Here is a 22,428-nt window from a genome sequence, read left to right as displayed (position 1 = left end):
ATTAATACGCGGGCAGCGGGTGACTACTGGCTTCTTCCATAAGGAACTCCAGTGGGTTGGCAGGGTTTTAATTAATTATGAATCAGCGCAAGAACCGACTCTGCGGGTCCTGGGTGTCGGCCATGCTCCAGCGCTGCTCCAGTTGGCCTGTGGCAGGGCTGACGCGCCAATGCACCTGGCGGTGCGCAGGTTTTGCGTCGGCAACGGATGTGGAAAAGGGTGAGCGGGTCGAGCGGGCCAGGGTGGGCTCGCGTGAAAGTTTCACGCGCATGCTTGAGGCAAAGGCTTGAACGCCGGGTAGTACATGGGTTTTAAAGGTCATAACACACCTCGTGACCGGACTGTCGCCGGTGAGGTCGTTACGATGGAGCGTCAGGCTCTAGCGCAGTTGACCCCGCCGTGCAGGCAAGTCCTGTCAATGTCTGGATTTAGCGCCCGGATCGCCGTAGTGACGGTGACCGGACAGCGACTAGATACTGTGTCCATTGGCTTCTTTTGTGAAGTTTATAGGCGGCCTGAATGACCGGCCTGTGCAATCTACTCAGGCCGCGGGTGCAAGTCAATGTTTAAACCCGGCAAGTGTGGCTGGTACAGCCAGGGTTCAGGAAGTTTGGAAGTTAGGTTTGGGTATATAGCTAATAAGACAAAACAGTTACAGGAGTTCAAACTTTATATGTTGAGCCCTGATTGTGGGAGCGAGCCTGCTCGCGAAGGGATCACTGCGGTTTGCCCGAAAAATTGCGTCGTTTGCTTCGCGAGCAGGCTTGCTCCCACGGCAGGCTCAAATCGCAGACAAACAAAAACGCCCGGCAGAGCCGGGCGTTTTGTATTGACTTGCTTAGCGAGCGCGGTAAGTGATGCGCCCTTTGCTCAAGTCATAGGGCGTCAGCTCGACGCGCACTTTGTCACCGGTAAGAATACGAATGTAGTTCTTGCGCATCTTGCCGGAGATATGCGCGGTTACGACGTGCCCATTTTCCAACTCCACACGAAACATGGTGTTGGGCAGGGTGTCGACGACAGTGCCTTCCATTTCGAAGCTGTCTTCTTTCGACATGCAGTAAAGCCCTCGGTGTCCAATGAATGGCCCGGTGCAACTGCGCCAGGCAAAAGCGGCGTGCATTGTGCCCGAAAAATGGGGGTTAAGCCAAGGGTTCAATCAAGAGAGCTCCATCTCTGATTGATTAAGAGCTCAATGGGCCGATATTCGGTCTTGTAATTCATCTTCTTGCAGTTCTTGATCCAGTACCCCAGATACAGCGCATCCAGCTCCAGGCGGCGCGCTTCGGCGATTTGCCAGAGGATTGCATAGCGCCCCAGGCTGCGCCGCTCTTCGTCGGGATCGTAGAAGGTGTAGACCGCCGACAGGCCATTGGGCAGCACGTCCGTGACGGCGACCGCCAATAAACGGCCATCAAGGCGGAATTCGTAAAATCTGGAAAACGCCAGGTCGCGCACCAGGAAGGTCGAAAATTGATCGCGACTGGGCGGGTACATATCGCCATCGGCATGGCGCTGCTCGATATAGCGCTGGTAAAGATCAAAGTTCTCTTCACTGAACGCCGGTTTTACCGCCTCTACCTGCAAGTCGGCATTGCGCTTGAAAATGCGTTTTTGCTGGCGGTTGGGCAGGAAGCGGGCAACCGGGATGCGCGCCGGGGTGCAGGCATCGCACTTCAGGCAATGCGGGCGATAAAGATGGTCGCCACTGCGCCGGAAACCCATCTCGGACAAATCGGCATAAACCTGCACATCCATCGGCTGGCTGGGGTCGAGGAACAGCGTGGTGGCCTGTTCGCCAGGCAAGTAGCTGCATGCGTGAGGTTGAGTGGCATAAAACTTCAAGCGCGCCAACTCGGTCATGATGAACCCTCGGAAAATCTTTAAATTAAGTGTAAGCCAGCGCGCAAAAGTCGCCTACTAAACCCACTGCGCAGTTGTGGGAAGATCCAGATGTTTTTGCAAATACTCGGCAAATATCTGGCGCGGGATTGAACGCGCACCCAGGCTTTGCAGGTGATCTGTAGGCATCTGGCAGTCAATCAGCACAAACCCCCAGGCCTGCAGCTGTCTGACCAGCGTGGCGAAGCCGAACTTTGAGGCGTTGTCGGCACGGCTGAACATGGACTCGCCAAAAAACAACTGGCCCATGGCCAGGCCATACAAACCGCCCACCAGCTCACCGTTGTCCCAGACTTCCACCGAATGGGCATGGCCGCGGGCATGCAGTTCGATATAGGCGTTTTGCATGTCGTCGGTAATCCAGGTGCCATCCGCATAGTCTCGTGGAGCGGCACAGGCCTGGATCACGGCTGCGAAGTCGCGGTCAAAACTCACCTGGTAGCGTTGCTTGCGCAGCAGTTTGCCCAAACTGCGGGAGATATGCAGCTCTTCGGGAAACAGCACCGTGCGCGGATCAGGCGACCACCACAGGATTGGCTGGCCCTCGCTGAACCACGGAAAACAGCCATGGCGATAGGCCTGGATCAGCCGGTCGGCGGACAGGTCACCGCCAGCGGCCAGCAGGCCATTGGGTTCGCGCATGGCGTTGGCCAGTGGCGGAAATGTCAGGGTGTCGCGTTTTAACCAGGTCAGCATGGCATTGAGTCTTGCACAAGAAGGGGAGGGCGGCTGCAACTCTTTCACGCAAGTGCGGTCTCAGTCGATCTGCCAGTTAATTACAAGCTGTGTTTTGGTGGTGGTATAAGTCTTTGTCACAAAAGGTAATACATGCTCAAATTGGCGCTTCCCGGCGAGTTATGGCCAGCATGGCATCAGCGGCTCAAACCCGTACAATGGCCTGCCTGTATGAGCTGATCTAAACTGCTCCACGTTGCAGCACGCAATAATAAGGGCAGGGCTCATTTCAAGTCCGAACTTGTCGTCTGCTCGCTATGAGCAGTATTTTGCAGTCACATTAGTCAATTAATAGTTGGGCGCGCCACAGGCGCAGGAAAAGACCCGTTTTGAAGAAATCCACAGCAGCACCCAAAGCAGTTCCTCTCTGGCGTCAGCAATTGCACTACCGGCTCAAGGAAGGTGCATTGATCGCTATCGGCGCCCTGTGCCTGTTCCTGATGATGGCCCTGCTGACCTATGGCAAGGATGACCCCGGCTGGAGCCATAACAGCCGGGTTGTCGATGTACAGAACTTCGGCGGGCCAGCCGGCTCCTACAGTGCCGACATCCTGTTTATGGTGCTGGGTTACTTTGCCTATATTTTCCCGCTGCTGCTGGCGGTCAAGGCCTACCAGATCTTCCGCGAGCGGCATCAGCCCTGGCAGTGGAGCGGCTGGCTGTTTTCGTGGCGGCTGGTCGGCCTGATTTTTCTGGTGCTCTCCGGTGCGGCGCTGGCCCATATCCATTTTCACTCTGCCTCGGGTCTGCCTGCGGGGGCGGGCGGTGCGCTGGGCGAAAGCCTGGGCGACCTGGCCAGGAATGCACTGAATATCCAGGGCAGTACCCTGCTATTGATTGCCTTGTTCCTGTTTGGCCTGACGGTGTTTACCGACCTGTCATGGTTCAAGGTCATGGACGTGACGGGCAAGATCACCCTCGACCTGTTCGAGCTGATCCAGGGCGCGGCCAACCGTTGGTGGGCCGAACGTAACGAGCGCAAGCAACTGCAGGCCAAGCTGCGCGAAGTGGATGCCCGGGTCAATGAAGTGGTCGCGCCAAGCGTTTCCGACAAGCGTGAGCAGGCCAAGGCCAAAGAGCGCCTGATCGAGCGCGAGCAGGCGTTGAGCAAGCACATGTCCGAGCGTGAAAAACACGTGCCGGCAGTGATTGCCCCGGCACCGCCCAAGGCGCCCGAGCCGAGCAAGCGCGTGCAAAAAGAGAAACAGGCGCCGTTGTTTGTGGACAGCGCGGTTGAAGGTACCTTGCCGCCGATCTCGATTCTGGATCCGGCCGAGAAAAAACAGCTCAATTATTCCCCCGAATCCCTAGCGGCCGTTGGCCACTTGCTGGAAATCAAGCTCAAGGAATTCGGCGTCGAAGTGACGGTGGATTCCATCCACCCGGGCCCGGTGATTACCCGTTACGAAATTCAACCTGCTGCTGGCGTAAAGGTCAGCCGCATTGCCAACCTGGCCAAGGACCTCGCGCGCTCGCTGGCCGTGACCAGTGTGCGGGTGGTTGAGGTCATTCCTGGCAAAACCACCGTCGGTATCGAGATTCCCAACGAAGACCGCCAGATCGTGCGCTTCTCCGAAGTGTTGTCGACCCCTGAGTACGATAACGCCAAGTCGCCGGTAGCTCTGGCCCTGGGCCATGACATTGGTGGGCGGCCGGTGATCACCGACCTGGCGAAAATGCCGCACTTGCTGGTAGCCGGTACTACCGGTTCTGGTAAGTCTGTAGGCGTTAACGCCATGATCCTGTCGATCCTGTTCAAGTCTGGCCCGGAAGACGCCAAGCTGATCATGATCGACCCGAAAATGCTTGAATTGTCGATCTACGAAGGCATCCCGCACCTGCTGTGCCCGGTGGTAACGGACATGAAGGACGCCGCCAACGCCTTGCGCTGGAGCGTTGCCGAGATGGAGCGCCGCTATAAGCTGATGGCCAAAATGGGCGTGCGTAACCTCGCCGGCTTCAACCAGAAGGTCAAGGACGCCCAGGATGCCGGCGAGCCGCTGGTCGATCCGCTGTACAAGCGCGAAAGCATTCACGACGAAGCACCGTTGCTGGTGAAGTTGCCGACCATCGTGGTAGTGGTCGACGAATTTGCCGACATGATGATGATCGTCGGCAAGAAAGTTGAAGAATTGATCGCCCGTATTGCCCAGAAGGCTCGGGCTGCGGGCATCCACTTGATCCTCGCGACCCAGCGCCCGTCGGTGGACGTGATTACCGGCCTGATCAAGGCCAACATCCCGACCCGCATGGCGTTCCAGGTATCGAGCAAGATCGACTCGCGTACCATCATCGATCAGGGTGGCGCCGAGCAACTGCTGGGTCACGGTGACATGCTCTATATGCCGCCAGGTACCAGCTTGCCGATCCGGGTTCATGGCGCGTTTGTGTCCGACGATGAAGTTCACCGCGTGGTTGAAGCCTGGAAGCTGCGCGGCGCTCCGGACTACAACGAAGATATCCTCAACGGTGTTGAAGAGGCGGGCAGCGGCTTTGAAGGCGGTGGCAGCGAAGGTGGGGACGACCCTGAAACGGATGCCTTGTATGACGAAGCCGTACAGTTTGTACTGGAAAGCCGTCGTGCCTCCATTTCTGCTGTACAACGCAAATTGAAGATCGGTTACAACCGCGCTGCGCGAATGATTGAATCCATGGAAATGGCCGGGGTCGTAACCTCTATGAACACTAATGGCTCGCGCGAAGTACTGGCGCCGGCCCCGATGCGCGATTGATCAGCCCCAGGGCTTCTAACTAATCAATGAGGATGTCCATGCGTTTTGTCAGCATGCTGTTGCTACCGGTACTGGCCTTTTCCTCGCTGTCGGCCCATGCCGACGCCGAGAGTGTGAAGCGTCTTGGCCAACTGTTGGGCTCTGATACCATCACGGCCCGTTTTTCCCAGCTGACCCTCGACGGCAGTGGCACCCAGTTGCAGGAAACTGCCGGCGAAATGTCGGTAAAGCGTCCTGGGCTGTTCTACTGGCACACCGATGCTCCCCAGGAGCAACTGATGGTCTCCGATGGCCAGAAAGTCTCGCTGTGGGACCCGGACCTGGAGCAGGTTACGATCAAGAAACTCGATCAGCGCCTGACCCAGACCCCGGCCTTGTTGCTGTCCGGTGATGTATCAAAAATCAGCGAAAGTTTTGACATCACCTCCAAGCAGGCCGGTGACGTGATGGACTTCACCCTCAAGCCCAAGACCAAGGACACCTTGTTCGACTCCCTGCGCCTGTCGTTTCGCGGCGGCAAGATCAACGACATGCAGTTGATCGACAGCGTGGGTCAGCGCACCAACATCCTGTTCACCGGGGTAAAGGTCAACGAGCCGATCCCGGCTTCCAAGTTCAAGTTCGATATCCCGAAAGGGGCTGATGTCATCCAGGAATAAGCCCTGGAAGAGGTTTCAAACGCTGCCCATGGATCTGTTTCGAAGTGCCCCGATAGCCCAGCCACTGGCTGCCCGATTGCGGGCGGCCAACCTGGACGAATACGTCGGTCAGCAGCACCTGCTCGCCCGCGGCAAGCCCTTGCGTGAAGCGCTGGAGCAGGGTGCACTGCACTCCATGATCTTCTGGGGCCCGCCGGGCGTGGGCAAGACCACCCTGGCGCGGCTGCTGGCGGAAGTCTCGGATGCCCACTTTGAAACGGTCTCGGCGGTCCTGGCCGGGGTCAAGGAGATTCGCCAGGCCGTCGAAATCGCCAAGCAGCAGGCGGGCCAGTATGGGCGCCGCACCATCCTGTTTGTCGACGAAGTGCATCGCTTCAACAAGTCGCAGCAAGATGCCTTTTTGCCCTACGTCGAAGATGGCACCCTGATCTTTATCGGTGCCACCACGGAAAACCCCTCGTTCGAACTGAACAACGCCTTGCTCTCGCGGGCGCGGGTCTATGTGCTCAAAAGCCTGGACGAAGCGGCGCTACGCAAGCTGGTGCAGCGTGCGCTGACCGAAGACAAGGGCCTGGGCAAGCGCGGCCTGACCCTTGGCGAAGAAAGCTTTCAGATTTTGCTGCGGGCGACTGACGGCGATGGCCGGCGCATGCTCAATCTGCTGGAAAACGCTTCGGACCTCGCCGAAGACCACAGCGAAATCGGCACCGAGCTGCTGCACAACCTGCTGGGTGATACCCAGCGTCGTTTCGACAAAGGCGGCGAAGCCTTTTATGACCAGATCTCTGCCTTGCACAAGTCGGTGCGCGGCTCGAATCCTGACGGTGCCCTGTACTGGTTTGCACGCATGATCGACGGCGGCTGCGATCCGCTTTACATCGCCCGGCGCGTGGTACGCATGGCCAGTGAGGATATCGGCAACGCCGACCCGCGAGCTCTGAGCCTGTGCCTGTCGGCCTGGGATGTGCAAGAGCGGCTCGGCAGCCCGGAAGGCGAACTGGCAGTGGCCCAGGCCATCACTTACCTGGCCTGCGCACCGAAAAGCAACGCGGTGTACATGGGTTTCAAGGCCGCACTGCGCAGCGCGGCAGAACACGGCTCGCTGGAAGTGCCGCTGCATTTACGCAATGCGCCGACCAAGCTGATGAAGCAACTGGGTTATGGCGACGAGTATCGCTATGCCCATGACGAGCCTGACGCGTACGCGGCCGGGGAAGACTATTACCCGGACGAACTTGAACCCTTGAACCTGTATCAGCCGGTGCCACGGGGCCTTGAGCTCAAAATCGGCGAAAAGTTGAAATACCTCGCCGCACTGGACCGGGCCAGCCCCAAACAGCGGAGAAAACCGTGATTCCATTGATTGCAGCGGTCTCGGTGGGTGGCATTGCAGGTACATTGTTGCGCTTCGCTACGGGTAACTGGATCAACGCCAATTGGCCGCGGCACTTTTATACCGCGACATTGGCCGTTAATATCGTGGGCTGCCTGCTGATTGGCGTCCTGTACGGACTTTTTCTGATACGCCCGGAAGTACCGATTGAAGTCCGCGCCGGGCTGATGGTCGGTTTCCTGGGTGGCTTGACCACTTTTTCATCCTTTTCACTGGATACGGTGCGCCTGCTGGAAAGCGGGCAGGTGCCACTGGCATTGGGCTATGCGGCCCTCAGCGTATTCGGCGGGCTGCTCGCAACCTGGGCTGGCCTGTCCTTGACCAAACTTTGATAAACGAGAAACCGACATGCTTGATTCCAAACTGTTACGTAGCAACCTGCAGGACGTAGCGGATCGCCTGGCATCCCGTGGCTTCAAGCTGGACGTGGCGCGCATTGACGCGCTGGAAGCCAAGCGTAAAGAAGTCCAGACCCTGACCGAGAAGCTGCAGGCCGAGCGCAATGCCATCTCCAAAAGCATTGGCCAGGCCAAGGCTCGCGGTGAAGATATCGCGCCACTGATGGCCAGCGTCGAGACCATGGGCAGCGACCTGGCCAATGGCAAGGTTGAACTGGAAGCCATCCAGACTGAGCTGGACGCCATCCTGCTGGGCCTGCCGAACCTGCCGGATGCGTCCGTGCCGGTAGGCGCTGACGAAGACGGCAACGTCGAAATCCGTCGCTGGGGCACCCCGACTGCCTTTGATTTCGAGATCAAGGACCATGTCGCCCTGGGCGAGCAGCACGGCTGGCTGGACTTTGAAACCGCCGCCAAACTGTCCGGTGCCCGTTTTGCCTTGCTGCGCGGCCCGATTGCCCGTCTGCATCGTGCTCTGGCACAGTTCATGATCAACCTGCACACCGGTGAGCATGGCTACGAAGAGGCCTACACGCCTTATCTGGTACAGGCCCCGGCGCTGCAAGGCACTGGCCAGTTGCCAAAGTTCGAAGAAGAACTGTTCAAGATCAGCCGTGAAGGCGAAGCCGATTTCTACCTGATCCCGACCGCTGAGGTCACCCTGACCAATATCGTTGCCGGCGAAATCGTTGAACACAAGGCCCTGCCTATCAAGCTGGTGGCGCACACGCCGTGCTTCCGCAGCGAGGCCGGTGCATCGGGGCGCGATACCCGCGGCATGATCCGTCAGCACCAGTTCGACAAGGTCGAGATGGTCCAGATCGTTGAGCCGTCCACCTCGATGGACGCGCTGGAAGGCCTGGTCGGCAATGCCGAGAAGGTTCTGCAACTGCTGCAACTGCCTTACCGCACCCTGGCGCTGTGCACCGGTGACATGGGTTTCAGCGCAGTTAAAACCTACGATCTGGAAGTGTGGGTCCCGAGCCAGGACAAGTACCGCGAAATTTCGTCGTGCTCCAACTGCGGTGATTTCCAGGCCCGTCGCATGCAGGCGCGTTTCCGTAACCCGGAAACCGGCAAGCCGGAACTGGTACACACCCTTAACGGTTCCGGTCTGGCGGTAGGCCGCACCCTGGTAGCCGTGTTGGAAAACTACCAGCAGGCTGACGGTTCGATCCGTGTGCCGGACGTGCTCAAGCCTTACATGGGCGGTATTGAGGTCATCGGCTAAATGGAGTTTCTGCCGCTGTTTCATAACCTGCGTGGCAGCCGTGTACTGGTGGTTGGCGGTGGGGAGATTGCCTTGCGCAAATCCCGCCTGCTGGCCGATGCCGGTGCCGTGCTGCGGGTGGTCGCACCCGCCATGGAGCCACAGTTGTGCGAGTTGATAAACAGCAGCGGTGGCGAACAGGTGCTGCGCGGATATGCCGAGGCCGACCTTGAAGGGTGCGTCCTGATCATCGCCGCCACCGACGATGAGCCACTTAACGCTCAGGTTTCCGCCGACGCCCATCGCCGTTGCGTACCGGTCAACGTGGTCGACGCGCCCGCCTTGTGCAGCGTGATCTTCCCGGCGATTGTCGACCGTTCGCCGCTGGTAATTGCCATTTCAAGTGGTGGTGATGCGCCCGTGCTGGCGCGGTTGATCCGGGCCAAGATAGAAACCTGGATTCCGTCGACCTACGGCCAGTTGGCGGGCCTTGCGGCGCGCTTCCGTAGCCGGGTCAAAGGCTTGTTTCCGGATGTGCAGCAGCGTCGCGGGTTTTGGGAAGATGTGTTCCAGGGCCCGATTGCCGACCGTTTGCTGGCCGGGCAGGGCGCTGAAGCCGAGCGCTTGCTGCTGGCCAAGATTGAAGGTCAGGCCGTCGAAACCACCGGTGAGGTGTATCTGGTGGGTGCCGGGCCGGGTGATCCCGATCTGCTGACCTTCCGTGCACTGCGTCTGATGCAACAGGCAGACGTGGTGCTCTACGACCGTCTGGTGGCCCCGGCGATTCTTGAACTGTGCCGTCGCGATGCCGAACGTATTTATGTGGGCAAGCGTCGCGCTGAGCATGCGGTGCCACAAGACCAGATCAACCAGCAACTGGTCGATCTGGCCAAGCAGGGCAAGCGCGTGGTGCGGCTCAAAGGTGGCGATCCGTTCATCTTTGGCCGTGGCGGTGAAGAAATCGAAGAGCTGGCCGCCCATGGGATTCCGTTCCAGGTGGTGCCGGGTATTACCGCCGCCAGTGGTTGCGCGGCGTATGCCGGTATTCCGTTGACCCATCGCGACTACGCGCAGTCTGTGCGCTTTGTTACCGGCCACCTGAAAGACGGCACCAGCAACCTGCCCTGGAGCGACCTGGTTGCTCCGGCGCAAACTCTGGTGTTCTACATGGGCCTGGTGGGCTTGCCGATCATCTGCGAGCAGTTGATCAAGCATGGTCGTTCGGCTGATACCCCGGCTGCGTTGATTCAGCAGGGCACTACGTCCAACCAGCGCGTGTTTACCGGTACCCTGGCCGACTTGCCGACATTGGTGGCGGAGCATGAAGTGCATGCGCCTACGCTGGTGATCGTGGGCGAAGTGGTTTTGCTGCGTGAGAAACTGGCATGGTTTGAAGGGGCTCAGGCTCAGGTCTGACGTCTGCCCTCACCCCAACCCTCTCCCTCTGGGAGAGGGTTGGGGCTTTGCTTCAGCTCCGATTTTCCCCCACCAGACTCTCTACCGACGGCACTCGCGTATCGCTTTCCATCTGCGCATCATGTTCGATCTGATGGCTGAAGCGGTCCAGTGAGCCCTGCGCCGGCTGGGCATCGCTGGCAAACACCGGCGGGCTGAGGATGTAGGCACCCAGCAAACGACTCAACGCCGCCAGGCTATCAATATGGGTGCGCTCATACCCGTGGGTGGCATCACAGCCAAACGCCAGTAACGCACAGCGAATATCATGCCCCGCCGTCACGGCCGAATGAGCATCGCTGAAGTAATAACGGAACATGTCCCGGCGCACCGGCAACTCATTGTCACTGGCCAGCCCCAGCAAATGCCGCGACAGGTGATAGTCATAGGGGCCGCCCGAATCCTGCATCGCCACACTGACCGCATGCTCGCTGGAATGTTGGCCCGGAGCCACCGGAGCAATATCAATCCCGACAAACTCGCTCACATCCCACGGCAAGGCCGCTGCCGCACCATTGCCGATTTCTTCGGTGATGGTAAACAGCGGATGACAGTCGATAAGGGGCTGTTCGCCACTGTCGACAATGGCTTTCAGGGCGGCGAGCAGGGCCGCCACACCCGCCTTGTCATCCAGATGCCGCGCACTGATATGGCCACTTTCGGTAAATTCCGGCAGTGGGTCGAACGCTACGAAGTCACCGATATTGACCCCCAGGGAATCGCAATCCGCGCGGGTGGCGCAGTAGGCATCCAGGCGCAACTCGATATGGTCCCAACTGATCGGCAGTTCATCCACGCCGGTATTGAAGGCGTGGCCAGAAGCCATTAATGGCAGGACACTGCCACGGATCACGCCGTTGTCGGTAAACAGGCTGACGCGGCTGCCTTCGGCAAACCGGCTCGACCAGCAACCAACAGGTGCCAGCACCAGCCGGCCGTTGTCCTTGATCGCCCGCACGCTGGCGCCAATCGTATCCAGATGGGCGGACACGGCGCGGTCCGGGCTGTTTTTCTGGCCCTTGAGGGTGGCGCGCAAGGTGCCGCGGCGGGTCAGTTCAAAAGGGATCCCCAATTCGTCGAGGCGTTCGGCGACATAGCGCACGATGGTGTCGGTAAAACCAGTGGGGCTGGGAATGGCGAGCATTTCCAGCAATACCCGTTGCAGGTAGTCGAGGTCGGGTTCAGGGAGGCTGCGGTTCATAAAAACTCCTGAGGGCCGGTCAGCTATTGAGCAGGCTGACTGTGGGGAAACAACAGATCGATAAAGCGCTCGGCGGTGGGCTGTGGTTCATGGTTGGCCAGCCCGGCGCGTTCGTTGGCTTCAATAAATACATAGTCGGGTTGGTCGGCGGCGGGCACCATCAGGTCGAGCCCCACCACCGGAATATCCAGGGCCCGGGCTGCGCGAATGGCGGCGTCGGCCAGCACCGGGTGCAGCACGGCGGTGACGTCTTCCAGGCAGCCGCCGGTGTGCAGGTTGGCGGTGCGGCGCACGGCCAGTACTTGCCCGGCAGGCAGGATGCTGTCGTAGTCATAGCCTGCGGCCTGCACGGTGCGCAGGGTTTCGGCGTCCAGCGGGATTCGGCTTTCGCCACCGGTGGCGGCCTGGCGTCGGCGGCTTTGCGCCTCGATCAGGCGCTGAATGCGGTGCTGACCGTCGCCGATCACTTGCGCGGGACGGCGGATGGCGGCAGCCACCACCTCAAAGCCGATCACCACGATGCGCAGGTCGAGGCCTTCGTGAAAGCTCTCGAGCAGCACCCGGCTGTCGAACGCCCGCGCTGCCTCGATGGCCTGTTGCACCTGTTCGATGCTGTCCAGGTCCACCGCTACGCCATTGCCTTGCTCGCCATCCACCGGTTTGACCACCACCCGGCCGTGCTCTTCGACAAACGCCAGGTTGTCATCGGCATTGCCCGCCAGTTGCTGGGTCGGCACGTTCAGGCCGGCCTGGCTGAGCACCTTGTGGGTCAGGCACTTGTCCTGGCACAGGCTCATGCTGATGGCGCTGGTCAGGTCGCTGAGGGACTCGCGGCAACGAATCCGTCGCCCGCCGTGGCTAAGGGTGAACAGGCCGGCGGCCGCGTCGTCAATTTGCACGTCGATGCCACGTTTGTAGGCTTCTTCAACGAGGATGCTGGCATAGGGGTTGAGTCCGACCTCGGGACCAGGCCCCAGAAACAGCGGCTGGTTGATGCCGTTCTTGCGCTTGATGGCAAAGGTCGACAGGGTGCGAAACCCCAGTTTGGCATACAGGTTCTTGGCCTGGGCATTGTCATGCAGCACCGACAGGTCGAGATAGCTCAGGCCGCGGCTCATAAAGTGCTCGACCAAATGCCGCACCAGCACTTCACCCACTCCCGGGCGTGAACAGAGCGGGTCGACCGCCAGGCACCAGAGGCTGCTGCCATTTTCGGGGTCGTTGAATGCGGTGTGATGGTTCAAGCCCATGACACTGCCGATCACCGCGCCGCTGTCCTCGTCTTCGGCCATCCAGTACACCGGGCCGCCGTCGTGGCGCGAGGTCAGCAGGGTCGGGTCGATGGGCAGCATGGAGCGTGACAGGTACAGGGTGTTGATCGCGTTCCAGTCCGCCTCGCTTTGTGCGCGGCGGATACGGAAGCCGCGAAACACGCGGGTGGCCTGGCGGTAATCGGTAAACCACAGGCGCAGCGTATCCGAGGGGTCGAGAAACAGTTGTTGCGGCGACTGCGCCAGCACCTGCTGGGGCGCGGCGACATACAGGGCAATATCGCGCTCGCCGGGCTGCTCGTTGAGCAGCTCTTCGGCCAGGGTGACGGGATCGGGAAAGGTATGCCCGATCAACAGCCGGCCCCAGCCGCAGTGTACGGCCACGGGGCAGGCATTCAGTTCGCTGCCATCCTCGGCAAAGCGGGCTTGCAGGCGTTCATAGGAAGGCGTCTGGCCACGCAGTAAACGCTGGCTATAAGCCGTAGCGAGAGGTTTCATCGATCAGATTCCTTGTTCGCTCAGCCACAGGTTCAGGGCGGCCAGTTGCCACAGCTTGGAGCCGTTGAGGGGGGTCAGCTGGCTTTGCGGGTTGGTCAGCAACTGGTCAAGCATGGCTGGCTGGAACAGGCCGCGATCCTGGCTCGGGTCCAGCAGCAGGTCGCGCACCCAGTTGAGGGTGTTGCCCTGCAAGTGCTTGAGCCCCGGCACCGGGAAATAGCCTTTTTTGCGGTCGATGACTTCGCTGGGGATCACCAGTCGTGCGGCTTCCTTGAGTACCTGCTTACCGCCGTCGGGCAGTTTGAAGCGCGCTGGAATCCGCGCTGACAGCTCGGCCAGGCGGTAATCGAGAAACGGCGTGCGGGCTTCCAGGCCCCAGGCCATGGTCATGTTGTCCACCCGTTTGACCGGGTCATCCACCAGCATCACGGTGCTGTCCAGGCGCAAGGCCTTGTCCACCCCGGCCTGGGCCCCCGGCTGTGCGAAATGCTCACGCACAAAGTCGCCAGCGGCGTCATTGGCTGTCAGCCATTGTGGCTGGACGGTGGCCTTGTACTCGTCGTAACTGCGGTCGAAAAAGGCTTCGCGGTACGCGGCATAAGGATCGCTGGCGCCATCTACTTGTGGATACCAGTGATAGCCGGCAAACAGTTCGTCAGCGCCCTGGCCGCTTTGCACCACCTTGCAATGCTTGGCCACTTCACGCGACAACAGATAAAAGGCGATGCAGTCATGACTGACCATCGGCTCGCTCATGGCGCGGAAGGCCGCTGGCAGTTGCTCGATGATTTCGTGCTCGCCAATGCGCAGTTGGTGATGGCGCGTACCGTAATGCCGGGCAATCAAATCCGAATACTGGAATTCATCCCCGCGCTCGCCGCCTGCGTCCTCAAAGCCGATGGAGAAAGTCGACAGATCCTGTACGCCCACATCGCGCAACAACCCCACCAACAAACTGGAGTCGACACCGCCAGAGAGCAGCACGCCGACATCCACCGCCGCCCGTTGGCGGATGGCCACGGCTTCGCGGGTGCTGTCGAGGACACGATCGCGCCAATCTTCCAGGGTCAGATTGACTTCATCGGCACGCGGGCCGTAGGGCAGGGTCCACCAGGTTTTTTGCTCGGTGTGGCCATTGGCGTCAATACGCAACCAGGTCGCGGGTGGCAGCTTTTCGATACCGGCAATCAGCGTGCGTGGCGCTGGTACAACGGCATGAAAATTCAGGTAGTGATTAAGCGCCACCGGGTCGAGCATGGGGCTGATATCACCGCCCTTGAGCAGCGCCGGCAGGGTCGAGGCAAAGCGCAAGCGCTCACCGGTACGCGACAGATACAGCGGCTTGACCCCCAGACGATCGCGGGCCAGAAACAGGCGCTGGGCATCGCGTTCCCAGATGGCAAAGGCAAACATGCCATTGAGCTTGGGCAGCAGCGCTTCGCCCCAGGCGTGATAGCCCTTGAGCAGCACTTCGGTATCGCCACCCGAATAAAAGCTGTAGCCCAGGGCTTCAAGCTCGGCGCGCAGCTCGGGGAAGTTATAGATCGCGCCGTTGAAGGCCAGCGACAAACCCAGCTGGCTGTCGATCATCGGTTGGGCTGAACCATCCGACAAATCCATGATTTTCAGGCGGCGATGGCCCAGGGCTATCGGCCCCTGGCTGTGAAAACCCCAGGCATCGGGGCCACGTGGTGCAAGGTGGTGGGTGATGCGTTCGATGGCTGCCAGGTCGGCAGGGTGTTGATCAAAACGTAACTCGCCAGCTAATCCGCACATGGTGTGTAAATCCTTGGTCTTTCGGCATGTGGTGCTACAGGGATGAGTCAGCGTCTTTGCAGGACGCCTGGTAGCGCTTTGGGCCCGGTTTTAAAGGGCGATGCAGTTTTTGACTGCATCGCCAGCCCTTGCGGTGCAAGGCACAAGGCACTCGCTCCGGCATAAATGACCGTGTTTTATCGAGTGACCTGTGCCCGGATCGTTCAATAAAAGTTACAAGTGGTTGTTTTGTCGGGGCTTGGGAGGCCAGCAGGGTTTTGGCTGAAGAGCACTATTTATCTATGTCACATCCCCTGCGACGCCACGTTAGGTTAGGCGCTCTCTGACCTGCAGAAGACCGGATATGCCCCGCCATATGCCCCCGCTGGATGCTCGCGATACCACGCTCAGTGACCTGGAACCCCTGGAACTGGTCCACAGCCATATGCCCAAATGGTTGTTGGGCGCTGATCCACAGGTCATTGCGGCCATGAATGCATCCATGGCCAGTAGCCGTTTCTATCATGGCCTGGTCGGCAAGAAGTTCGGTGAGCTGCAAAGTGTCGAGGTGTACTGCGGGGCATTGCTGGCAGCCGAGGTCAGGCGTGAGTTCGGGTCGTCACTGAATATTCACCGTGACTATCTGGCGGTGGTGCATGTTCACCTGATCCCCAATATCACGTTGTTCAGTTCCGTTCGCCATTACCTGGTGCATGACGAGCCGAAAACCCTGCTGTGGGCAGCCCTGCAGAATTTTTCGGCCGACGAGGCCCTTGCAAACGGCTTTAATCCGCAAAGCCATATCCGCTACGGTGGCCATCCTCAGCAGATCAGCCCTCTCGAGCCCTGCCACTTTGCCGCGCTATGCCGCAGGCTGGATCTGGGGCTCAAGTATCAACAGTATCTGGAGCATGCTTTGGGCGTTACGGCGTCGGGAACTCCCGGGCCCAGGCATTTGGCGACAGAGTCGAACCTCAGGCTTTTAAAAACCCATGACATGGCGGTCGACGCGCATGTCGCCTACCTCAAGAAACAAATCAGTCAGGCAGCCTATACCACACTGCTTGCCGCCCTGGCTCTGCCCGCCAGTACTGCCCAGGTGCACGGGGTGCAACTGGACGGCAAGCCGATGGTGCCAAGTTCCTTGTCGATACTGGACACGGAAATTGACGGGGTGGTGGTCTTCTCTTCCGACACCTTGTTGTTGCACCCCGGCAACCGCTTGATTGCCTATATCCCCAATGACCCGCGGGCACCCTTGTTCGAGTTCAGTTCATTGCAGGTATTCACCGATGAGTTGAAGCATCGCCTGCTGGATCCGGCGTATGCCAGGTTTTTCTCCCGCTTCACCGCCTTGAATGTACGGCCGCTGTTTATGCAAAAGGTCGCTGGCAGGCCCGAGCATCTGGCCCTTACCGCAACCCCTCTGACCATCAGCGCAGCGCATTACCTGTGCACGGTGCAGCTCAGGAACATGTTTGCCGATGCCCGGCAACTGGCCGTGCCCACCGGCGTGCTGGACGAGCGCGAACGCGAAGAGCGCTGGCAGATGTACAAAACGGCAGGGTTGTTTCTGGTAAACGTCGCGGCCCTTTTTGTGCCGGTGCTGGGCGATCTGATGCTGGCGGTGGCCATTGGGGAGATGCTCAAAGAAGTCTATGAGGGGGTGGAAGACTGGGCCCAGGGCGATGTTGACCATGCTCGCGAGCACTTGCTCAATGTCGCCACGGATCTGGCCGTCAACGCAGGGGTAGTGGTCGGGCTGGGAGCTGTCAAAGCCGCTGCCAGTCGTTTGAGCGCAGCCACCCGGGCGCACTTTGAAGGCTTTCAACCCGTCAGTCGTGATGATGGCACCACCCGGTTATGGAATAAAAACCTGCAGCACTACGAGCATAAAGTAATGGGCGAGCATCGCTATACAGCTGATGCCCAAGGTTTACTCAGCCTTCATGGCAGGCAGTATGTAGACGTGGACGGCAAGCACTATCCTGTCGAATTCGACAGCGAGCGCAGGCAATGGCGCATACCTCATCCGCGCAGGGCCGATGCTTTCAGGCCTGCCTTGCTACATAACAACGAAGGGGCCTGGCAGCATGCCCATGAGCGGCCACTGGAGTGGCAAGACAGTGCGACGCTGCTGGGCCGTTTGGGATCGGCAACAGCAGCACTGGACAGGCAGACACTGGAACGGATTCGGGAACTGACTGACACGGCACCGGGCGTCCTGCGCCGCATGCATCTGGAAAGTCTGGCGCCGCCTTCCTTGCTGAAAGTCAGCCTCAAGCGCTTTGAAATCAACCAGCTTATCGACACCTTTGTCGCACAGATGAGTACCGACCAGTATGCCTCCCGGCGCTGGAGCGAGCTGCAATTACAGCTCTTGCCGGCATTGCCGAAATGGCCAGCGGGCAAGGTGTTGACGGTTGCCGACGATACGGGAAACCGCCTTGCGCACTATGCCAGTGTGATGTGGCCGGCTACGTCCCATATCAACCTGACAAGCTCTGTCGTTGAGCAAGGCAAGTTGCTGGATGCTGTTCTTGCGGCCTTGTCCGACTCACAGGTCAGGGAACTGCTGGGCAATGACCTGCCTGCTCCGGGGGCACTGGCCCGCAGACTGGCCCTGGTATTGGGCAGTCATGCGCGGGATAACAAACGTCAGGTCTTCGAGAGGTTGTATGGGCTTTTCAATATCTCGTCTGCGGCAGAAGCCTTGCCCATCGAACGTGACTTTCCGGGGTTGCCCCGTACGGTAGCGCAAGCGTTGGTTGAGTCGGCCAGTAATCCGCAGCTTGAACATTTGCGCAGGGGCAGAGTGCCGCTGGAACTGGCCGAGCTGGCGCGCATGCACCTGCGTGAGGCCAGGATAAACCGGGCGATCGAAGGCTTTTATCTTGAGCATCAGGCCAATGACGACACTGAGCGGCTGGCCTTGCATTATCTGGATCAACTGCCCGGCTGGCCTGCTGACAAGGCGCTGGAGATTCGCGAAGATTCGATTTCAGGCGCCATGACTCATTATTGGGGCGGCGTACAGACGACCCCACCGCACGTGCTGGTCAAAACGCTGCGGGGCTACGAGCGTTACCGGCCACGCGGTCATGTCCATTTGCTTGAGCCTGGCGGTCCTCTGCCATTATCCACTGCCGTGTTTGAATCCCTGACCGATCTTGAGCGCGATGCCATGGGCTTTGCTGCAAACACGGATGCCCCGGCGTTCAATGCGGCCCTGGCAAAGCGGGCGGCCAATGCCCGTCAGGAGTCCGCCCAGGTGTTGCGCATACAGCCGATCAAACCGGGGTTCAAACCGCCGATTACCTTGGCAGATGGTCAGGTGGGCTACCCCCTGTGCGGAATGACATCCGGTGAGCACTCCTGGGAATTGCAGCGCCGTGTGCGCAGGATTTACTCCGACTTTGAAGATGAGCAAGTCATTGAATACCTCGACACCCTGGTCGAGCGGGGGCTTGAACCGCTCAATATCCTGCGTGAGCGCAAGCGCGAGAGAAGGGCCTTGCTAACGAGCCTGCAAGCCTGGATCGATGCCACTCCGGGTGAAGTTGTTCCGACCGATACCCTATATGACTACCCCGAGAACCGATATCAGGCTGCAGGGCTGATTGAGCGTTGCTGGCGTAAAAACCCCGCTCATATTCCCTGGGCTCACAACGAAGAGTTGCACAGCCTGAGCCTGGACGGCTTTCGATTGGGCAACTTTCCGGATCTGCCAGCCATTGCCGACTTCAGCCATGTGCGGGAATTGAAACTCAGCAACATGAATTGCCGGGACACGGCCAATGCATTCCTTGAACATTTCAGCGGGCTGGTTGCCCTTGAAATGGATAACAATCGCATGGTCAACCTGCCCAGGCAGTTGGAGCGCATGCCCAATCTGCAGCGTTTGTCCCTGGCCCGTAACCTGTTGTATCTGAACCCGGGCAACCTGTCGGTATTGAACTCGCTGGGCAAGCTGCAAGTGCTCAACCTCAATGACAACCTGCTGGGTCCGAACCTTAGCCTCAGTAATCTGGGTTTTTTGCGTCGGGTCTATTTGCGTCGTACCTGGATCGACCAATGGCCGCAAGACCTGATATCCCGCCCGTTTCTTGAGTCGGCCGATCTGCGGGAAAACCGTATTATCGACATACCTGAACATGTCTATCAGGCCTCACCCACTGTGACGCGCAATATTTCCCTGGCCGGCAACCCGTTGTCCGCCACCAGCCGCCTGCGTCTGGCCCGCTATGCCATGCAGGGTGGCAGCAGCATGGGCATCAACAGCGAACAGTTGATGAGCGAGGCGGCGGCGTTCGAGTTCTGGACGGCGGGTATTACCGCTCAGGAATTGCGAAGAAGAGAGCTGTTATGGAACAGCTTGCGAGCCGATGCGGCTTCAGACGATTTTTTTACGGTGCTCAGCCGTTTGACATCGACTGCGGACGCCCATGAAGTGCGTCAGGATTTCAGCCGACGTGTCTGGGAAATGATTGAAGCGGCCAACGAGAGCTCCTCCTTGCGCCGTGATGTGCTGGATATTGCGGCTTCGCCGCGTAGCTGTACAGACAGTGTGGCTTTTACGTTCAGCGAGATGGAAGTGCAAATGGAACTGTCCGGGCTTTCAGGCGCGGGCTCGCCTCAGAAGCAGCAACTGCTGACTCTGGGCAAAGGGCTTTTCAGGCTCGACAGGCTCGCCAGAATCGCCCACGAGCACTTTTTGTTACGCCTTGAGGGGGCAGGCCCGGCACCGGACGAGCTTGAGATGCACCTGGCTTACCGTGTGGGCCTGGCGCGAGCCCTTGAGCTGCCGGGGCAACCTGAAAGCATGGCGTTTAAATCACTGGCCGGGGTGACTCAGGCAGATCTGGACATTGCGCGGCTGGAAGTCGAAAAGGCCGAGAAAACGGCCTCGCTGAACATCTTTATCAGCACCCGCCAGTTTTGGCGGGAGTACTTGATACGTACCCACAGGACGCAATATGGCGCGCTGACCGAGCCGTACTTCGAGGCGTTAAGCAACTTGCTTAAAAGATCTCCAGAAATGAACAGTGAGCGCTATCTGCGCGAGGTCAGCGAAGTTCGCCATCAGATGGACGCGGCTGTCGATGTCTGGAGCCTGCAAAAGACCGAGGCGCTGCTGGCGCCCAAGTCCCTTGAGGGGTCGCCCTCTACAGCCCTTTGATCAGGGCCCGCAGCCCGAACCGGTTCGGCAGGCAGGCTTCGGCCACTGCTCTGGATACGGGCAGGGGTTCATCGTTGATCCAGGCGGCGAGTATTTCGCCAGACAGGGGTGCGGTGATGAGCCCGCGAGAGCCGTGGCCGCTGTTGACGTACAAGCCATCAAGCCACGGGCAGGGGACGTCAGGCACCTGTCGGGCATCCTTGCGCAACACGCCATAGGCGCTGGCGAACTGCTCCGGATCCGCGAGCGGGCCTACAATTGGCAAGTAGTCCGGGCTGGTGCAGCGGAACGCTGCCCATCCACGCAGGGTGTCAGGGTTGAGTTGTTCGTCACCGAGCCGATGGGCCAGGTCCGGTGAGATTTCCTCGAGCAGCTCGAGGTTACCTTGATGCCCCTGCGGGGTGGTGGTCAGGTCTTCGTTATCAAAGTCGAAGCTGGCGCCCAGCGTGTGCTCACCGAGGCGGCCAGGAGCCACATAGCCCTCGGCACACACTACGGTTTTCAATACGGCGCTGGCAGGGGTTTCTACCAGTTGAGTGATTTGCCCGCGAATCCGTTTGAGTGGCAGGCCGCTGCTGGCCGGGAAGCGCTTGACCTCGGCAGCGCCAGCCAGAATGACAACCGGAGCGCTGGCCAGTACCTGGTCGTTGTGGCACGCCTGCCATTGCTCATTGACCTTGTGCAGTTGCAAAATGTCATGGTGGGTCAGCACCCGAACCTTGGGGTGCAGGGCCTGGTAGTGGCAAAGCGCTGGAGGGTGAACCCAGCCGCCTTCGGGGTAGAACAGGCCGCCGTGGGCCAGTTCGATCCCGGCCAGGGCTTGTGCCTGGGGTTGGTCAAGCAGATGCACCAGCGCCGGGGGAAAGGCTGCGGCCAGTTGGGCCTGTCGTGCGGCTTCCTTGGCGTTGAAAGCCAATTGCAGGACCCCGCAATCATCCCAGTCGCGCCCGCGCTGCAGGTGTTCCAGCAGACGACGGGTGTAGCCAAAGCCGCTGACGATCATCTGCGACAAAGTCGTACCGTGTGCCGAGAGCTTGAGGTACAGAACGCCTTGCGGGTTGCCCGACGCTTCCTTGGCCAGTCTTTCGTGGCGCTCCAGCAATATCACCGTCCAGCCGCGGCGGGCCAGGCTATTGGCGCTGGCGCAACCCGACAGGCCGCCACCGATGACCAGTGCTGTACGCGGGCCTTTGACCCGGGGCGGGCGGGCAAACCAGGGTTTGACTGTGGGTGCTGTTGAAGCGGTGTCCGGCAAGCCGACAAAGGTGCCGCGCAGGATTTCCCACTTATGGCCTATGCCTGGCGTGCGGCGCATCTTGAATCCGGCGTCATTCAGTGCGCGGCGTACCCAGCCGGTGCTGGTGAATGTGCTGATTGTCGAATCGGGTGCCGCCAGGCGTGCCAATTGCGCGAACAGTTCCGGGGTCCACATGTCGGGGTTTTTCGCCGGGGCAAAACCGTCTAGAAACCATGCATCAACTTTGGCGTCGAGTTGCGGCAACTGTTCAAGTGCATCGCCGATCAATAACGTGAGCGTGACCCGGCCATCGGCCAGGGTCAGGGTCTGAAAGCCCGGATGGATTGCAAAATACACGGCCAGCAATTGTTCGCTGAGGGGCGTCAGCTCCGGCCACAGGGCCAGCGCGCGTTGCAGGTCGTTGCGGGTCAGCGGGTATTTTTCGACGCTGATGAACTGCAGGCGCGCATCGGGGTGGGCATGTTGCTCGAACAGCTGCCATGCGCACAAAAAATTCAGCCCGGTGCCGAAACCGGTTTCGCCAATAACCAGATGGCCGTCAGCGGGCAGGGCGGCGAAACGCTCTGCAAGGGCGTTCTGTTCGATAAAGACATAGCGGGTTTCTTCAAGCCCCGACTTGTCCGAAAAATACACGTCATCAAACACCCGTGAATGGGGGCGACCTTGGTCATCCCAGTCGATCTGGGCATTGGCAGTTTCAGTAGTCATGTGTGGCTCGGCAACGGCAAGGCAGCCATTCTAGCCGATCAGTCAGGCCGGGACTGATCCATGACAGGTTTGCT

Annotated in this window: 15 protein-coding genes; 7 read left to right on the top strand and 8 right to left on the bottom strand. The window is 59.6% G+C overall.

Features of this window, described 5'->3' with window-relative positions; genetic code table 11:
* Nucleotides 1–82 precede the first annotated feature (82 nt).
* The 4 genes from PPTH39_RS05695 to aat all read right to left on the bottom strand — a co-directional run bounded on the left by PPTH39_RS05695 (nt 83) and on the right by aat (nt 2,598).
* A complete protein-coding gene (locus PPTH39_RS05695; protein ID WP_095003290.1) occupies nt 83–322 on the bottom strand; it encodes a hypothetical protein in 240 nt (79 codons plus the stop codon).
* Between the two features lie 516 nt (nt 323–838).
* Complete coding sequence (gene infA / locus PPTH39_RS05690) at nt 839–1,057, bottom strand: translation initiation factor IF-1 (RefSeq protein ID WP_002553999.1); 219 nt, start codon at nt 1,055–1,057, stop codon at nt 839–841.
* Between the two features lie 98 nt (nt 1,058–1,155).
* A complete protein-coding gene (locus tag PPTH39_RS05685; RefSeq protein WP_095003289.1) occupies nt 1,156–1,863 on the bottom strand; it encodes an arginyltransferase in 708 nt (235 codons plus the stop codon).
* Nucleotides 1,864–1,920: 57 nt separating this feature from the next.
* Nucleotides 1,921–2,598 carry a leucyl/phenylalanyl-tRNA--protein transferase gene (gene aat, locus PPTH39_RS05680; protein WP_095003288.1) on the bottom strand — a complete coding sequence of 226 codons (678 nt, stop codon included), beginning with the start codon at nt 2,596–2,598 and terminating at the stop codon, nt 1,921–1,923.
* 368 nt (nt 2,599–2,966) lie between these two features.
* Between aat and ftsK the strand changes: the two genes are divergently transcribed.
* The 6 genes from ftsK to cysG are packed head-to-tail and all read left to right on the top strand — an operon-like array spanning nt 2,967 to nt 10,445.
* Nucleotides 2,967–5,369, top strand: a complete 2,403-nt coding sequence (gene ftsK / locus PPTH39_RS05675) for a DNA translocase FtsK (RefSeq protein WP_095003287.1) — start codon at nt 2,967–2,969, stop codon at nt 5,367–5,369.
* A 38-nt stretch (nt 5,370–5,407) separates the two neighbouring features.
* On the top strand, nt 5,408–6,028 hold the full coding sequence (gene lolA / locus PPTH39_RS05670) for an outer membrane lipoprotein periplasmic chaperone LolA (protein ID WP_046809214.1): 621 nt from the start codon (nt 5,408–5,410) through the stop codon (nt 6,026–6,028).
* A 28-nt stretch (nt 6,029–6,056) separates the two neighbouring features.
* Entirely contained in the window at nt 6,057–7,382 is a 1,326-nt protein-coding gene (locus PPTH39_RS05665) for a replication-associated recombination protein A (RefSeq protein ID WP_095019126.1), read from the top strand.
* The gene (gene crcB / locus PPTH39_RS05660; RefSeq protein WP_095003285.1) at nt 7,379–7,753 is read left to right on the top strand and encodes a fluoride efflux transporter CrcB; all 375 of its coding nucleotides are present in this window, start codon (nt 7,379–7,381) and stop codon (nt 7,751–7,753) included. Before PPTH39_RS05665 ends, crcB begins: the two co-directional genes overlap by 4 nt.
* Nucleotides 7,754–7,769: 16 nt before the next feature.
* Nucleotides 7,770–9,050: a serine--tRNA ligase gene (serS, locus tag PPTH39_RS05655; protein ID WP_130871748.1), complete on the top strand. Its 1,281-nt coding sequence runs from the start codon at nt 7,770–7,772 to the stop codon at nt 9,048–9,050.
* The gene (gene cysG, locus PPTH39_RS05650; protein WP_095003283.1) at nt 9,051–10,445 is read left to right on the top strand and encodes a siroheme synthase CysG; all 1,395 of its coding nucleotides are present in this window, start codon (nt 9,051–9,053) and stop codon (nt 10,443–10,445) included.
* Nucleotides 10,446–10,497: 52 nt separating this feature from the next.
* Here cysG and PPTH39_RS05645 read toward each other — a convergent pair whose 3' ends face one another.
* From PPTH39_RS05645 to PPTH39_RS05635, 3 genes are read right to left on the bottom strand one after another with little or no spacing between them, the layout of a single operon-like run.
* Nucleotides 10,498–11,685, bottom strand: a complete 1,188-nt coding sequence (locus tag PPTH39_RS05645; protein ID WP_095003282.1) for an osmoprotectant NAGGN system M42 family peptidase — start codon at nt 11,683–11,685, stop codon at nt 10,498–10,500.
* Nucleotides 11,686–11,708: 23 nt separating this feature from the next.
* Nucleotides 11,709–13,454, bottom strand: a complete 1,746-nt coding sequence (ngg, locus tag PPTH39_RS05640) for an N-acetylglutaminylglutamine synthetase (RefSeq protein WP_095025108.1) — start codon at nt 13,452–13,454, stop codon at nt 11,709–11,711.
* Between the two features lie 3 nt (nt 13,455–13,457).
* Complete coding sequence (locus PPTH39_RS05635; RefSeq protein ID WP_095019129.1) at nt 13,458–15,230, bottom strand: N-acetylglutaminylglutamine amidotransferase; 1,773 nt, start codon at nt 15,228–15,230, stop codon at nt 13,458–13,460.
* Nucleotides 15,231–15,573: 343 nt separating this feature from the next.
* Between PPTH39_RS05635 and PPTH39_RS05630 the strand changes: the two genes are divergently transcribed.
* Nucleotides 15,574–20,388, top strand: a complete 4,815-nt coding sequence (locus PPTH39_RS05630; protein WP_130871747.1) for an NEL-type E3 ubiquitin ligase domain-containing protein — start codon at nt 15,574–15,576, stop codon at nt 20,386–20,388.
* Here the strand turns inward: PPTH39_RS05630 and mnmC are convergent.
* Nucleotides 20,375–22,354 (bottom strand): bifunctional tRNA (5-methylaminomethyl-2-thiouridine)(34)-methyltransferase MnmC2/FAD-dependent 5-carboxymethylaminomethyl-2-thiouridine(34) oxidoreductase MnmC1, encoded by a 1,980-nt coding sequence (gene mnmC / locus PPTH39_RS05625; protein ID WP_130871746.1) that lies wholly within the window; start codon nt 22,352–22,354, stop codon nt 20,375–20,377. The two genes, PPTH39_RS05630 and mnmC, sit on opposite strands and share 14 nt — an antisense overlap.
* Nucleotides 22,355–22,428 lie beyond the last annotated feature (74 nt).

It is taken from the genome of Pseudomonas bubulae (assembly GCF_900618535.1).
Lineage (GTDB): Bacteria > Pseudomonadota > Gammaproteobacteria > Pseudomonadales > Pseudomonadaceae > Aquipseudomonas > Aquipseudomonas bubulae.
This window is presented reverse-complemented; position numbering and strand designations above follow the sequence as displayed.